Origin of the sequence: Streptomyces sp. S.PB5 (assembly GCF_030403745.1) — a bacterium.
Lineage (GTDB): Bacteria > Actinomycetota > Actinomycetes > Streptomycetales > Streptomycetaceae > Streptomyces.
On sequence record NZ_JAQMWP010000003.1, the window covers coordinates 511509 to 525151 of the forward strand.

General features: G+C 71.2%; 13 protein-coding genes and 1 riboswitch. Of the genes, 10 read left to right on the top strand and 3 right to left on the bottom strand.

The features are described 5' to 3' along the window. The first annotated feature begins 41 nt into the window (after positions 1-41). Positions 42-1202: an ROK family transcriptional regulator gene (locus PH203_RS11185; RefSeq protein WP_289919281.1), complete on the top strand. Its 1161-nt coding sequence runs from the start codon at positions 42-44 to the stop codon at positions 1200-1202. Positions 1203-1298: 96 nt separating this feature from the next. Here PH203_RS11185 and PH203_RS11190 read toward each other — a convergent pair whose 3' ends face one another. Next, on the bottom strand, positions 1299-2039 hold the full coding sequence (locus tag PH203_RS11190) for an SDR family oxidoreductase (protein ID WP_289919284.1): 741 nt from the start codon (positions 2037-2039) through the stop codon (positions 1299-1301). Positions 2040-2130: 91 nt separating this feature from the next. Further along, the gene (locus PH203_RS11195) at positions 2131-3018 is read right to left on the bottom strand and encodes an RNA polymerase sigma-70 factor (protein WP_289919287.1); all 888 of its coding nucleotides are present in this window, start codon (positions 3016-3018) and stop codon (positions 2131-2133) included. Between the two features lie 280 nt (positions 3019-3298). Further along, positions 3299-3429, top strand: a riboswitch (FMN riboswitch). Between the two features lie 146 nt (positions 3430-3575). Here PH203_RS11195 and PH203_RS11200 point away from each other — a divergent pair. From PH203_RS11200 to PH203_RS11240, 9 genes are all read left to right on the top strand, one after another. After that, entirely contained in the window at positions 3576-4181 is a 606-nt protein-coding gene (locus tag PH203_RS11200) for a riboflavin synthase (RefSeq protein ID WP_289919289.1), read from the top strand. Next, complete coding sequence (locus PH203_RS11205; protein WP_289919291.1) at positions 4178-4819, top strand: nicotinamide mononucleotide transporter family protein; 642 nt, start codon at positions 4178-4180, stop codon at positions 4817-4819. Before PH203_RS11200 ends, PH203_RS11205 begins: the two co-directional genes overlap by 4 nt. Continuing rightward, the gene (locus tag PH203_RS11210; protein WP_289919293.1) at positions 4816-6105 is read left to right on the top strand and encodes a bifunctional 3,4-dihydroxy-2-butanone-4-phosphate synthase/GTP cyclohydrolase II; all 1290 of its coding nucleotides are present in this window, start codon (positions 4816-4818) and stop codon (positions 6103-6105) included. Before PH203_RS11205 ends, PH203_RS11210 begins: the two co-directional genes overlap by 4 nt. 20 nt (positions 6106-6125) lie before the next feature. Continuing rightward, positions 6126-6611, top strand: coding sequence for a 6,7-dimethyl-8-ribityllumazine synthase (gene ribH, locus PH203_RS11215; protein ID WP_289919294.1), 486 nt, complete (start codon positions 6126-6128; stop codon positions 6609-6611). 34 nt (positions 6612-6645) lie between these two features. Next, positions 6646-6918 carry a phosphoribosyl-ATP diphosphatase gene (locus tag PH203_RS11220; RefSeq protein WP_067283860.1) on the top strand — a complete coding sequence of 91 codons (273 nt, stop codon included), beginning with the start codon at positions 6646-6648 and terminating at the stop codon, positions 6916-6918. Positions 6919-6976: 58 nt separating this feature from the next. Further along, positions 6977-7834, top strand: a complete 858-nt coding sequence (hisG, locus tag PH203_RS11225) for an ATP phosphoribosyltransferase (RefSeq protein ID WP_289919302.1) — start codon at positions 6977-6979, stop codon at positions 7832-7834. 14 nt (positions 7835-7848) lie between these two features. Next, positions 7849-8292, top strand: coding sequence for a PH domain-containing protein (locus tag PH203_RS11230; RefSeq protein ID WP_289919303.1), 444 nt, complete (start codon positions 7849-7851; stop codon positions 8290-8292). Positions 8293-8466: 174 nt separating this feature from the next. Further along, on the top strand, positions 8467-9795 hold the full coding sequence (locus PH203_RS11235) for a hemolysin family protein (RefSeq protein ID WP_289919305.1): 1329 nt from the start codon (positions 8467-8469) through the stop codon (positions 9793-9795). Then, positions 9792-10871, top strand: a complete 1080-nt coding sequence (locus tag PH203_RS11240; protein ID WP_289919307.1) for a hemolysin family protein — start codon at positions 9792-9794, stop codon at positions 10869-10871. Before PH203_RS11235 ends, PH203_RS11240 begins: the two co-directional genes overlap by 4 nt. A 522-nt stretch (positions 10872-11393) precedes the next feature. Here PH203_RS11240 and PH203_RS11245 read toward each other — a convergent pair. After that, positions 11394-13259, bottom strand: a complete 1866-nt coding sequence (locus tag PH203_RS11245; RefSeq protein ID WP_289919310.1) for an AAA family ATPase — start codon at positions 13257-13259, stop codon at positions 11394-11396. Between the last annotated feature and the right edge of the window lie 384 nt (positions 13260-13643).

Genomic DNA, 13643 nt, shown 5'->3' on the forward strand with positions numbered 1-13643 from the left:
GCCACGGGCCTGTGGCCACGCTGATCTGGAAGGATCCCGGCATGCCTGCTTCCCCCAGCACCGCCCGGGCCATCAACGACCGGCTCGCCCTGCGACTGCTCCAGCGGGAAGGCCCGTTGACCGCAGGCCGGCTGAAGGAGCTGACCGGTCTGTCCCGCCCCACCGTCGCCGATCTCGTCGAACGCCTCATCGCCGCCGACCTGATCGAGGTGGTCGGGGAGTCGGGCGAGCAGCGGCGCGGCCCGAACGCGAAGGTGTACGGCATCGTCGCGGACCTGGCGCATCTGGCGGCGCTGGACATCCGCACCGAGGGTGTCTCGGTCGTCGTCTCCGACCTGCTGGGCCGGGTGCTGTCCGAGGCGTCGGTGCCGATCGGCGACGACGCGGGCACCGGGCCCGCGGTGGAGCAGGCGGTGGCACTGGTCGAGCGCACCGCCAAGGAGGCCGGCGTGGACCGGCTGCACACCGTGGCCATCGGGGCACCCGGCCTGATCGACCCGGTCACGGGCGAGCTGCGTAACTCGACCGGCCTGCCCGCATGGCACCGCCGCCTGGTGGCCGCCCTCCAGGAACGTCTCCCGGAGGCCCGGGTCCATGTCGAGAACGAGACCAACCTCGCGGCGCTGGCGGAACAGCGGGAGGGGGCGGCGGCGGACCGCGACACCTTCGTCCTGCTGTGGCTGGGGCACGGCACGGGGGCGGCGGTGGTGCTCGACGGCGCGCTGCGGCGGGGCGCTTCCGGTGGGACCGGCGAGATCGGGTTCCTGCCGGTGCCGGGGACGGGGGGTCTGCCCTCGGCGACGGGGTGCGACGGGGGGTTCCACTCGCTGGCGGGCTCGGCGGCGATCGCGGAGCTGGCGGGGGAGCACGGGGTGACGGGAGCGGCCGAGGGGGCCGAACCGGTGGCGGCGGCGCTGGTGAGGGCGGGCACGGACGGCTTCCTGGATGCCCTGGCGGACCGGCTCGCCGTGGGTGTCTCCTCGGTCGTGGCCGTCCTGGACCCCGGGTGCGTGGTCCTCGGGGGTGAGGTCGGCCAGGCGGGCGGGGACGGTCTCGCCGCGCGCGTGGAGCAGCGAGTCCGCCGTATGTCACCTCTGCCGACCGAGGTGCGCCACAGCGTGCTGGGCGGTGGCGCGGTGTTGCGCGGTGCGCTGCTGACGGCGCGGGACAGGGCACAGGACGACCTGTTCGCGCCTCGCTGAGCGCTCCGCTGGGAGTACTGGGAGCGCGGGGAGGGGCTGTCGGTCGGCCACGGTGCCGACGCGGCTGGTCGCGGCCCCGCCGGATCCGCTCGGCGTTCAACCGTGTCGGCGCGCCAGGTACTCCTCGAACGTGCCCTTGCCCACCGCGTGTCCGGGCGCGAGATGTCCGCCCGCCCGGAACGCGCGGTACGCCTTGCCGAACAGCCGCACATTCAGCACGGCCCGCTTGCGGCCGCTCGCCTTCAGATAGGCCCGAGCCAGCGAATCGAAGGAACGCACCTCGGGCCCGCCCATGTCCGTCACCCGTCCCGCGGGCGGTGCCGCCGCCAACTCGGCCAGCCGGTCGGCGACTTCGGCCACCTCGATGGGCTGGTCGCTCATTCCCGCGGGCAGCAGCATGACCGGCGACTTGGCCATCGCCCGCAGCACCCGCACCACCAGATCGTGGAACTGGGTCGCCCGCAGCACGGTCCACCCCAGCCCCGACTCCTCGATCTGCTTCTCCACGGCGAGCTTGATCCGGTAGTAGGGGAAGGGCACTTGGTCGACACCGACGATCGAGATGTAGAGGAAGTGCCGCACCCCCGCCTGCTGTGCCGCCGCGATCAGGTGTGCCGCCGCCTTCTCGTCCCCGCCGGTCTGCGAGGACGCGCAGTGCACGATCGTGTCCACGCCCGCGACGGCGGCGTCCAGCGCGGCACCGCCCTCGCGCAGGTCGACGGCGTACGGCTGTGCGTGCCGGCTGAGCACCCGCACCTCGTGTCCGTCCGCGCGCAGCCGCTCGGTGACGAGCCGGCCGAGTGTGCCGGTGCCGCCGGTCACCAGGATCGTGGTCATGCTGGTCAGTCCCTTCGAAGGCCGGACGCCCCCGGTCGGGGCGCCCCTCGTCAGCTGGGACCGGGCAGCCCCCGGGAAATGTGACAGTCGGCTAGGAGGCGGCGAGCTGACCGCGTACGAACTCCAGCTTGTCGGGGTTGAGCACGGCCCGCAGGTCGGTGATCAGCCCGTCCCGTGCGTCGAAGGTGAGTACGGCGGCGAGTGTGTCGCCGGCCCACAGGGCGACCCCGGTCGCGCCGTTGACCTCGGCGGTCGCGAAGCGCAGGTCCGCGCCCCACTTCTGCCAGGCGCCCAGGGCGAAGCGGATGACCTTGTCGCGTCCCTGGACGGGCCGCAGGGCCGCGGAGACCTTGCCGCCGCCGTCGCTCCACCAGGTGACGTCGGCGGCGAGGAGCTTCTCCAGCCCGGCGAGGTCGCCTTCCCGGGCCGCGGTGACGAAGGAGGCGAGCAGTTCCTCCCGGCGCCGGGGTGCGGCGGCGAAGCGGGACTCGGGCTCGCCCACCCGTCGTACCGCTCTGCGGTGCAGCTGACGGCAGTTGGCCTCGGTCAGGTCGAGCACCTCGGCGATCGCCCGGTAGCCGTAGGCGAAGGCCTCCCGCAGGACGTACACCGCCCGCTCGGTCGGGGTGAGCCGTTCCAGCAGGACGAGCAGTGCCATGGACACGGCGTCGAGCTGTTCGGCGGATTCCAGGGGGCCGAGGGTGCCGTCGGAGGTGACGACGGGCTCGGGCAGCCAGCTGCCGACGTACTGCTCGCGGCGTGCCCGTGCGGAGGTCAGCCGGGTGAGGCAGAGGTTGGTGACGACCTTGGCGAGCCAGGCCCCGAGGTGTTCGATGGCGGCGCGGTCGGCGCCGCTGAAGCGGAGATAGGCGTCCTGGACGGTGTCCTCGGCCTCTTCCGCGGAGCCCAGCATGCGATAGGCCAGGCCGAACAGCCGGGGGCGGTGGCTCTCGAACTCGTCGGCGATCGCGCTCGTCATGCGTTTCACCCTGCCAGACGCGGGTGCACGGACACGGGTGCCCGGACCCGGTGCCCGGACACGGGTGCTGAGAGGCCCGGCGGCGGGCAAGGGCCGTCGTCACCGCCGCCGGACCGGTCCATGGAGATCCTCAAGGGATGAGATCCAAAAAGGACTAGACCAGAGAGTCCTACAGGTGGGGCCGGGTTGAGAAGTCCAGGGAGGGCACCTGTGAGCCACTCCACATCACTCACCCGTATGGACCTCGATCGGCCGTGGCACACTGGCTCTGTACCTAAAGCAGCGCACTCCGGGGTCGGTGAAAGTCCGAACCGGCGGTTACAGTCCGCGACCCGACCGCTTCCAGCGGCCGGTTGACCAGGTGAAATTCCTGGACCGACGGTTAAAGTCCGGATGGGAGGCAGTGCGCGGCGGGCGGGCATTCATGCGCGTCGCCGTAACTACTCGTCCGAGCGGACGGGTCTGTCCGGCGTCGCCCCCGGTGCCCCTGCTCGTATCTTCTGTCGTCATCGACAGCCCCGGAGTCCGTGCCCCGATGTGGCAGGAGGACCCGGGAAGTGTTCACCGGAATCGTCGAAGAGCTGGGCGAGATCACCGCCGTCGAGAACCTCGGCGACGCGTGTCGCTTCCGCGTGCGGGGCCCCGTCGTCACCGAGGGCGCGAAGCACGGAGATTCCATCGCGGTCAACGGCGTGTGCCTCACCGTCGTGGAGCACGAGGACGACTGGTTCACCGCCGACGTCATGGCGGAGACCCTCAACCGCTCCAGCCTCGGCGCCCTCGCCGCCGGCTCCCGCGTCAACCTGGAGCGCCCCACCGCCGTCGGCGCCCGCCTCGGCGGCCACATCGTGCAGGGGCACGTGGACGGCACCGGCCAGGTCCTGGAGCGCAAGCCCTCCGAGAACTGGGAGATCATCAAGATCGCCCTCCCGGCGGACCTCACGCGCTATGTCGTGGAGAAGGGCTCCATCACCGTCGACGGCATCAGCCTCACCGTCGTCGACGCCGGCCCCGACTACTTCACGGTCAGCCTCATCCCGACCACCCTCGCCCTGACCACGCTCGGCATCAAGCAGCCCGGCGACCCGGTCAACCTCGAGGTCGACATCGTCGCCAAGTACGTCGAGCGCCTGCTCGCGAGCACGCAGGGAGCGGGCAGGTGAACTCGCTGAACTCCGAGGCCTTCACCCTCTTCGGCCAGCACATCCTCTGGTCGGACATGATCGGCAACATCACAGGCCTGATCGCCCTCGCCCTCGGCTGGCGGCGATCCATCTGGAGCTGGCCCGTCCAGTTCCTGGCCGGCCTCATCCTCTTCGGCGCCTTCTACGGCCATCTGACCGGCAGCGCGGGCAAGCAGGCGATCGTCATGGTCGTCGCCCTGTACGGCTGGTGGCAGTGGAACCGCAACAAGGGCCAGGACGGCAAGGGCCACATCACCCCGCGCTTCGCCACCTGGACCGAGCGTGGCGTCATGGTCGGCGCGGCCGCCGCCGGCACCGTCGCGGTGGCGCTGCTGTTCAAGGCGTACCCGAGCCTGTCCTGGGACCCTTGGCCGGACGCGTACATCTTCGTCGGCACGATCGTCGCCATGTACGCCCAGGCGCGCGGCATGGTCGAGTTCTGGTTCGCCTGGCTGCTGGTCGACCTGGTGGGCGTCCCGCTGAACTTCGCCAACGGCTACGCCTTCTCCGGCTTCGTCTACGTCATCTACGGCGCGCTCGTCCTGTGGGGCATGCGCGACTGGTGGCTGCGCTCCCGCCAGGGCACGCGGCCCGCTCTGGAAGGAGCGCCGGCATGAGTGCGGCACCGATCCTGTACAGCACGGACAACGTCGAGGACTTCGCGCTCGACCCGATCGAGCAGGCCATCGCCGACATGGCGGCCGGCCGGCCGATCGTGGTCGTCGACGACGAGGACCGCGAGAACGAGGGCGACCTCGTCGTCGCGGCCGAGAAGGTCACCCCCGAGATCGTGGCCTTCATGATGAGCGAGTGCCGCGGACTGATCTGCGCCCCCATGGAGGGCGGGGAACTGGACCGGCTGAAGCTGCCGCAGATGGTCGAGGACAACACCGAGCAGATGAAGACGGCGTTCACCGTCTCCGTCGACGCCTCCGGCACCCACGGCGTGACCACCGGCATCTCGGCCTCCGACCGCGCCACCACGCTCCAGCTGCTCGCCAGCGGTGACGCCGAGCCGGCCGACTTCGTCCGCCCCGGCCACATCTTCCCGCTGCGCGCCCAGCCCGGCGGGGTGCTGGTCCGCAACGGCCACACCGAGGCCGCCGTCGACCTCGCGCGCCTCGCGGGCCTGCGCCCGGCCGGTGCGATCGTCGAGATCGCCGGCGAGGACGGCCGGATGCTGCGCCTGCCGGAGCTGATCCCGTTCGCCCGCAAGCACGGCCTGACGATCATCTCCATCGAGGACCTGATCGCCTACCGCCGGACCGCGGAGCCCACCGTCCGCCGCGAGGCCGAGGTCCGGCTCCCCACCTCCCACGGCGAGTTCACGGCGTACGGCTACCGCTCCACGGTCGACGGCGTCGAGCATGTCGCCCTCGTCCACGGTGAGATCGGCGGCGGCGAGGACGTCCTGGTCCGCGTCCACTCCGAGTGCCTGACCGGCGACATCTTCGGCTCCGCCCGCTGCGACTGCGGCCCCCAGCTCAACGCCTCCCTGGACCGCATCCAGGCCGAGGGCAGGGGAGTGGTGGTGTACCTGCGCGGCCACGAGGGGCGCGGCATCGGCCTGCTGTCCAAGCTCCGCGCGTACGAGCTCCAGGAGCGCGGCCGGGACACCCTCGACGCCAACCTGGAGCTCGGTCTGCCCGCCGACGCCCGGGACTACGGCGCCGGCGCCCAGATCCTGGACGACCTCGGCGTGCGCAGTGTGCGCCTGATGACCAACAACCCCGACAAGTCCGAGGCCCTCGTGCGCCACGGACTCAAGGTCAACGGCCGCGAGCCGATGCCCGTACAGGCGGGCGAGCACAACCTCCGCTACCTGCGCACCAAGCGGGACCGGATGGGCCACGACCTGCCCTGGCTGGACACGGCCCCCGTGTCCACCTGCAGCAACCAGTAATCACTAGGAGAGCGAAGAACGTGAGCGGCAAGGGTGCACCGGAGCTGTCCGTACGCAATGTGGGTGACCTGCGGGTCGCCGTCATCGCGGCGCAGTGGCACGAGAAGGTGATGGACGGTCTGGTGAACGGCGCCCTGCGCGCCCTGCACGACCTGGGGATCGACGAGCCGACCCTGCTCAGGGTCCCCGGCAGCTGGGAGCTCCCGGTCGTCGCCAAGGTGCTGGCCGGGCGGGGCTACGACGCGATCGTCGCCCTCGGTGTCGTCATCCGCGGCGGCACCCCGCACTTCGAGTACGTGTGCCAGGGCGTGACCCAGGGCCTCACCCAGGTCTCCGTCGAGACCGGCGTCCCCGTCGGCATGGGCGTGCTGACCTGCGACACCGAGGAGCAGGCCCTGGACCGCGCCGGGATCGAGGGCTCCCACGAGGACAAGGGGCACGAGGCGGTGACGGCGGCGGTGGCGACCGCGGCCACCCTCCGCTCAGTATCTGAACCGTGGCGCTGACGGACGGCGGGTGTGGCATAGGCTGAGCGTCACCATGTCCAAGAAGACGTTCGAGGAGCTCTTCGCCGAGCTCCAGCACAAGGCCGCCAACGGCGATCCCGCCACTTCCCGCACCGCAGAGCTGGTCGGCAAGGGTGTCCATGCCATCGGCAAGAAGGTCGTCGAGGAGGCCGCCGAGGTCTGGATGGCCGCCGAGTACGAGGGCAAGGAGGCGGCCGCCGAGGAGATCTCGCAGCTGCTGTACCACGTCCAGGTGATGATGGTCGCCCGCGGCATCTCCCTGGACGACGTCTACGCCCATCTGTGATCCCGCCAGTTCCGCACGACATCCCCATCACGCACATCACCCAAAGGAAGCCGACCTCATGCTGCGCATCGCCGTCCCCAACAAGGGTTCCCTCTCAGGCCCTGCGGCGGAGATGCTGCATGAGGCCGGCTACCAGCAGCGCCGGGAGTCCAAGGAGCTCAGGATCGTCGACCCGGGCAACGAGGTCGAGTTCTTCTACCTCCGCCCCCGCGACATCGCGATCTACGTCTCCTCCGGCCGCCTCGACATCGGCATCACCGGCCGCGATCTGCTGATCGACTCCGGCGCCAGGGCCGAGGAGATCCTCCCGCTCGGCTTCGCCCGCTCCACGTTCCGCTTCGCCGCCAAGCCCGGCACCGCGAGCGGAGTGCAGGACCTCAAGGGCAAGACGGTCGCCACCTCCTACGAGGGCATCGTCGAGGGCCACCTCGTCGACGTCGGCGTCGACGCCTCCGTGGTCCACCTCGACGGCGCCGTCGAGACCGCCATCGAGCTCGGTGTCGCCGAGGTCATCGCGGACGTCGTCGAGACCGGCACCAGCCTGCGCAACGCGGGCCTGGAGGTCTTCGGCGAGCCGATCATGAAGTCCGAGGCCGTCGTGATCCGCCGCACCGACGCGGACACCTCCTCGGAGAATGAGCCCAAGGTCCAGCAGTTCCTGCGCCGCCTCCAGGGCGTCCTGGTCGCCCGGACCTACGTGATGATGGACTACGACTGCCGCGTCGAGCAGCTGGAGAAGGCCGTCGCGCTGACCCCCGGTCTCGAGTCCCCGACCGTCTCCCCGCTGCACAACGAGGGCTGGGTCGCCGTCCGCGCGATGGTCCCCGCCAAGGAGGCGCAGCGGATCATGGACGACCTGTACGACATCGGCGCGCGGGCCATCCTGACGACGGCCATCCACGCCTGCCGTCTCTGAGGTGTCCCGGAGCCATGTCCGACCTTCCTGACCTCCCCGTCACCTTCCGGCCGGGGCGCACCCGGGCCGTCCTGCTCTCCGCCGCCGTCGCGATCTTCGTCACGATCACCGTGATCGCGCTGCTGCTGGAGAAGCTCGGCCCGGGCGAGCGCCTGAGCTTCGTCTTCACGGCGGCGCTCCTCGCCGGGGTGCTCGCCCTGCTCGCCCGCGTCAAGGTGGTCGCCGACCAGTCCGGTGTCACCGTCGTGAACATCGCGAGCAGGCGGCACCTGGACTGGGCCGAGATCGTCCAGGTCAATCTGCGGCCCGGCGACCCGTGGGTGTTCCTCAACCTCACCGACGGCACCAGCCTGCCCGCCCTGGGCATTCAGCCGGGCATCGCCAAACAGCAGGCCATCGCCGACGCCCGCGCGCTGCGGGCGCTCGTCGAGGCCCGCACCCCGGGGGATCTGCCGTAGAGGGCCATGTCTTGATTAATCTGTTGGCGGAGGCGTTTTCGTGACGCCTCCGCCGCTGATGTTCCCCCCGGTCTTCAGAGGCCCACTACCACCCGAGGAGTGATTCCCTCCAGCGATGGACGGATCGTCCTGTAGTACCTGCGCCGCCCCCTCCCGACATACCGAGGCGGCGGCATGACCATCCCCCTGCTGCTGCTCGCAGCCGCCTTCCTGCTGATTCTCGCCAACGGCTTCTTCGTCGCCGCCGAGTTCGGCCTCGTCACGGTCGAGCGGCCGGACGCCGAGAAGGCCGCCGCCGAGGGCGACAAGCGAGCCCGAACGGTCGTGGAGTCGCTGAAGGAGCTCTCCTTCCAGCTCTCCGGCACCCAGCTCGGCATCACCATCACCTCCCTCGTCGTCGGCATGCTCGCCGAACCGGCGCTCGCGGAGCTTCTGCACGGCCCGTTCACCGCGGTCGGCGTTCCCGAGGGCGCCGTCTCCGGGGTCACCGTGGTCGTCGGCATGCTGCTGGCCTCCGCCGTGCAGATGGTGATCGGCGAACTCGTGCCCAAGAACTGGGCGGTGTCCAAGCCGCTCCAGGTCGCGCGCTTCGTCGCCGGCCCGCAGCACGCCTTCGCCCGGCTGTTCCGCCCGGTCATCGCCGCGCTGAACGCCGTCGCCAACCGACTCGTGCGCGCCCTGGGCGTCGAGCCCACCGAGGAGCTGGCCTCCGCCCGCACCCCCGGCGAACTCGTCTCCCTGGCCCGGCACTCGGCCCAGGCCGGCGCCCTGGAACAGGACACCGCCGACCTCTTCGTACGCACCCTGTCGCTCGCCGAACTGACCGCGCAGCACGTCATGACCCCGCGCGTGAAGGTCAGTTCGCTCCAGGCGTCCGCGACCGCCGAGGACGTGGTCAACCTGACCCGCGCCACCGGCCTGTCCCGCTTCCCCGTCTACCGCGAGAAGATCGACGAGATCGTCGGCATGGTCCACCTCAAGGACGCCCTCGCCGTCCCCACCCACGACCGGCTGCGCACCCCGGTCGCCCGGATCGCCCGCCCGGCGCTGCTGGTCCCGGAGACCCTCCCGGTCCAGCCCCTGCTGGCCCGGCTGCGCAGCGAGCAGCCCATCGCCGTCGTCGTCGACGAGTACGGCGGCACGGCCGGTGTGGTCACCCTGGAGGACATCGTCGAGGAGATCGTCGGCGAGGTCCGCGACGAGCACGACGGCCAGGACGTCCCCGAACTCGCCGCCGCCCCCTCGGAGGACGGCAGGCCCGCCTGGGACGCCGACGGCAGCTGCCGCGTCGACATCCTCCAGCGCATAGGCCTCGACGTGCCCGAGGGACCGTACGAGACGGTCGCAGGCCTCGTCGCCGACCTGCTCGGCCGTATCCCGGCCGTCGGCGACCGCGCCGAACTCCCCGGCTGGCGCCTCTCGGTCCGCCAGGTCGGCCACTACCGCGCCGAGCGCGTACGACTGGTCAGAACGGCCCCCGCGGTTGTGGAGGCCGCCCGATGAGCGTGCTCCAACTCCTGTTCGCCGCCCTGCTGGTCCTCGCCAACGGCTTCTTCGTCGGCGCCGAGTTCGCGCTGGTCTCCGTGCGCCGCAGCCAGATCGAACCCCTCGGCACGGCCCGGGCACGCCAGGTGCTGTACGGCCTGGAGCGGCTGCCGCAGATGATGGCCGCGGCCCAATTCGGCATCACCGTCTGCTCGTTGACGCTGGGCGCGGTCGCCGAGCCGACGGTCGCGGGGCTCCTGGAGCCGGTCTTCGTGTGGATGCACCTGCCGCACGGCATGATCCACCCGCTCGGCTATGTCATCGCCCTGGCGGCGGTGGTCTTCTTCCACCTCGTCATCGGCGAGATGGTCCCGAAGAACCTCGCGATGGCCGCCCCGGAGAAGGCCGCGCTGTGGCTGAGCCCGGGCCTGGTCGTCTTCGCCCGCTTCTGCAAGCCGATCACCATCGCCCTCGGCGCCGTCGCCCAGGGCATCCTGCGCCTCTTCCACGTCGAGCCCAAGGACGAGGTCGAGGCCGTCTTCACCAGCGAACAGCTCAACCGCCTCGTGGAGGACGCCGGCCAGGCGGGCCTGCTGGACCCCGAGGAGCAGGAACGCCTCGAGGACGCCCTGGAGTTGGGCTCCCGCCCGGTCACGGACGTCCTGCTGAAGCGCGAGTCACTGGTGACGGTGGGCCCCTCGGTCACCCCGGGCCAGGTCGTCGAGCTGACCGCCCGCACCGGCTACTCCCGCTTCCCGGTGGTCGCCGAGAACGGCGCCTTCATGGGCTACCTCCACGTCAAGGACGTACTGGACCTGGAGGAGTCCGAGCGGGCCGTACCGCAGCACCTGTGGCGCCCGATGACGACCCTCAGGGCCGAACTCCCGCTGGACGACGCCCTGACGGTCATGCGACGCGCGGCGACGCACCTGGCCCAGGTCACGGACACGTCCGGCAAGGTGCTGGGCCTGGCGGCGCTGGAGGACGTACTGGAACTGCTGGTGGGCGAGGTCACCGACCCGGCCCACCGGGACACACCGCAGACCAAGCTCACGGAACCAAGGACGAGCGACCCGGAGGAAGTACTGGCGTAGCCAAGGAGAACGACGCAGCCTGCCCCCGACGCCCCCGACGCCCCCGAGCAGCGGGCGCTCTCTGGATCCGCCTGGCGTGCCGACGGGCATACGGCTCGGGGGCGGCGCCTGCTTGGGGGCGGCCGGTGCTTCCCGAATCCGGCCGACCTGTGGACGGGCATGCTGCTCGGTGCGGCGCCCACCCAGGCGGCCGGCACCTTCCGGACCTGTCCAGCGTGCGGGCGGGCGTGCCGTTCGGGGCGGCGCCCACCCGAGGCGGCCGGTACGTTCCGGATTCGCCCGGTCTGCAGGCGGGCGTGCCGTTTCGGGCGGTGTTCACCCAGGCGGCCGGTGCTGCCCCGGGCCTGCCCAGGCGGTGGGCGGGCGTGCTGCTTGGTGCGGCGCCCCCGGCAGCCGGTGCTGCCCCGACCCGCCCAGCCTGCGGGCAGGCGTGCCGCTAGGGGCGGCACGGGTGGGCGCAGGCGGTTCCCCGTCAGCGCGGGGGCGGCGTTCCCGCCTGTGCCGCGCCCCGGTGCCGGTGCCTCACGTGGTCGACGGATCCTGAGGGCCCCGGCCCGAGAGAACCTCCCCGTACGCCTGCATCAGGTCCGGCAGCCGCAGAGTCGACAGGTCGTCCCGCGACAGCATCCCCGGATACGTCGACAACCGCAGATCCCGGTACGCGCAGCTCTTCTCGTACAGCGTCCGCAGGAACCGCCCGTTCCCCAGCTCGTCGATCCACCCCTGGTCCACCACATGCCCGGCGATCGACCGCAGCTCGTCGAGGGACTCCTCGTCCCAGACGTCACCGTTCTCCGCGGCCAACACCTCGCCGATGGAAGTGAGTTCAAGGGGCTTGTAGGAGGGGAAGTCCACGCGGGTCGTGAAGCGCGAGGAGAGTCCGGGGTTGGCGGCCAGCAGCCGGTCCATACCTTCGGGATACCCGGCGAGGATCACCACGAGATGGTCCCGGTTGTCCTCCGCCCGCTTCAGCAGCACCTGCAGCGCCTCGTCGCCGTACGCGTCGCCCTTGCCGTAACCGGAGTTGGACAGCGAGTACGCCTCGTCCACGAAGAGCACCCCGCCGATCGCGGAGTCGATGAGCTCGTTGGCCTTCACGGCGGTCTGCCCGAGGTACTCGCCGACGAGGTCGGCCCGCTGGGCCTCCACGAGATGGTCGCCGCCGAGGAGACCGAGGGCGTAGAAGACGCGGCCGAGGATACGGGCGACCGTGGTCTTGCCGGTGCCGGAGGGGCCGGAGAAGACGAAGTGCCGCTTGGGCGGCTGGACCGGCAGGCCCTGCCCGGCGCGCAGCCGAGCCATGTTCAGCTGGGCCGACAGCGCCTTGACCTGTCGCTTCACCGGCTCCAGGCCCACCATGCGCTCGAGTTCGGTGAGCGCCTCCTCGAGTAAGACGGGGTCGGTCGGACCGGCGGGCAACGGCGGCACGGGAAAGTTCTTCTCGCGCACCGAAGGGTTCGTCACCGACGGCAGCGGGCCGCCCTGCGGCAGGTCGGGGTCGGAGAACTTGAGGTCACGCCCGTCGGCGCCGCCGAAGAGCGGGTCGAGACCGTCGGGGCCCTCCAGGACGTCCTGGGCGCCGGAGAGGGCGATCGAGGCGAGGTCGGCCGCGGCGTCGTCGTATCCGTCGCCCTCGGCGATCGCCGCGAGCCGGGCGGAGGTGTCCATGAAGGCCGGGTCGACGCGGTGCACCGCGCGGTAGAGGGGGAGGGCGGCGGCGGAGCGTCCGGTGCCCTCGTGCGCGCGGGCGAGCCAGTAGCGCAGCTCCTTGCGCTGCGGCTGCTCGCTGCGGCAGCGCATCAGCGCCGCGGAGAGCAGGGGTTCGGCCTGGCCGTACATCTCAAGGCGCACCCGGGCCATCCCGCCGAACAGGCCCGCCTCGATGCCCAGCAGGGGATCGTCGATCAGCGGGTCGGTGTGCCGGACGAGCTGGTCCCAGTCCTTGACCAGATAGGCGCGGCAGGCGTGCAGAAAGCGCACCTGCGGATCGGCGTCCACCGGTGGCAGACCCGCCAGGGCCCGGTCCAGCTCGGGGACATGGCGGCCGTCCAGCCAGTGCGAGGCGTGCGCGAGCAGCAGATCGCGCGGGCTCTCCAGGACGGGCTGCACCCACCAGCCGAGCCAGTACCAGGAGTTGAGAGTGCGCCGATGCCTTGCGCGCTGTTCCCCGAAGCGCTCCCGGTGCCGGAACATCCGCAGCAGCGCGGTCGTCGTGTCGACGCGCAGCGCGTGCAGTCCGAGCCAGCCGTCGGCCATCCCGGGATCCATCCGCACCGAGGCGCGGAACTCCTCCTCCGCCTGCGGATAGGCGCCCATCGTGTAGGCATCCACACCTCGCAGCCAGGCGAGGTCGGCCGGGGCCTGCGGGCCCTGCGTGCCGAAGTCCATCACGTCCCCCACAAACCGTGCCCCCGTTGGTTCGCCGCCGGGCCGTCGCCCGCGACTGCCTTGATCGAACCGCCTTGCTGCGGACCGGAGTTGCAACGGTGCGCGAAGCCGCCGTCCGAAGGTCGCACCGAGGGCATCGTACCTGCGGGGGTACGGACCTTCGAAGGGTGCCGCACAGGCCGTTTGGCGAGGTGGGAGCAGATGGGGCGCACACGCGAAGGTGACCGAGGGTGAGCGAATCGCGCCTCGGAGCGTCCACAAAACGGAGTTGAGGGCAGAACGAAGCCCCCGATCACGGGGGAACAACCGGGGGCTTCGCGTCTGAGGGCGGTCTTGGAAGGCCGCACATTGAGAACGTAAGTCCTGTACGGCCCGTCGGTCAAG

Excerpts from the sequence above, each read along its gene's own strand:
- PH203_RS11245 (WP_289919310.1), bottom strand. The coding sequence starts at position 13,259 with ATGGACTTCGGCACGCAGGGCCCGCAGGCCCCGGCCGACCTCGCCTGG.
- PH203_RS11195 (WP_289919287.1), bottom strand. The coding sequence starts at position 3,018 with ATGACGAGCGCGATCGCCGACGAGTTCGAGAGCCACCGCCCCCGGCTG.
- hisG (WP_289919302.1), top strand. The coding sequence starts at position 6,977 with ATGCTGCGCATCGCCGTCCCCAACAAGGGTTCCCTCTCAGGCCCTGCG.
- PH203_RS11185 (WP_289919281.1), top strand. The coding sequence starts at position 42 with ATGCCTGCTTCCCCCAGCACCGCCCGGGCCATCAACGACCGGCTCGCC.
- PH203_RS11210 (WP_289919293.1), top strand. The coding sequence starts at position 4,816 with ATGAGTGCGGCACCGATCCTGTACAGCACGGACAACGTCGAGGACTTC.
- PH203_RS11235 (WP_289919305.1), top strand. The coding sequence starts at position 8,467 with ATGACCATCCCCCTGCTGCTGCTCGCAGCCGCCTTCCTGCTGATTCTC.
- PH203_RS11190 (WP_289919284.1), bottom strand. The coding sequence starts at position 2,039 with ATGACCACGATCCTGGTGACCGGCGGCACCGGCACACTCGGCCGGCTC.
- PH203_RS11220 (WP_067283860.1), top strand. The coding sequence starts at position 6,646 with ATGTCCAAGAAGACGTTCGAGGAGCTCTTCGCCGAGCTCCAGCACAAG.
- PH203_RS11230 (WP_289919303.1), top strand. The coding sequence starts at position 7,849 with ATGTCCGACCTTCCTGACCTCCCCGTCACCTTCCGGCCGGGGCGCACC.
- PH203_RS11240 (WP_289919307.1), top strand. The coding sequence starts at position 9,792 with ATGAGCGTGCTCCAACTCCTGTTCGCCGCCCTGCTGGTCCTCGCCAAC.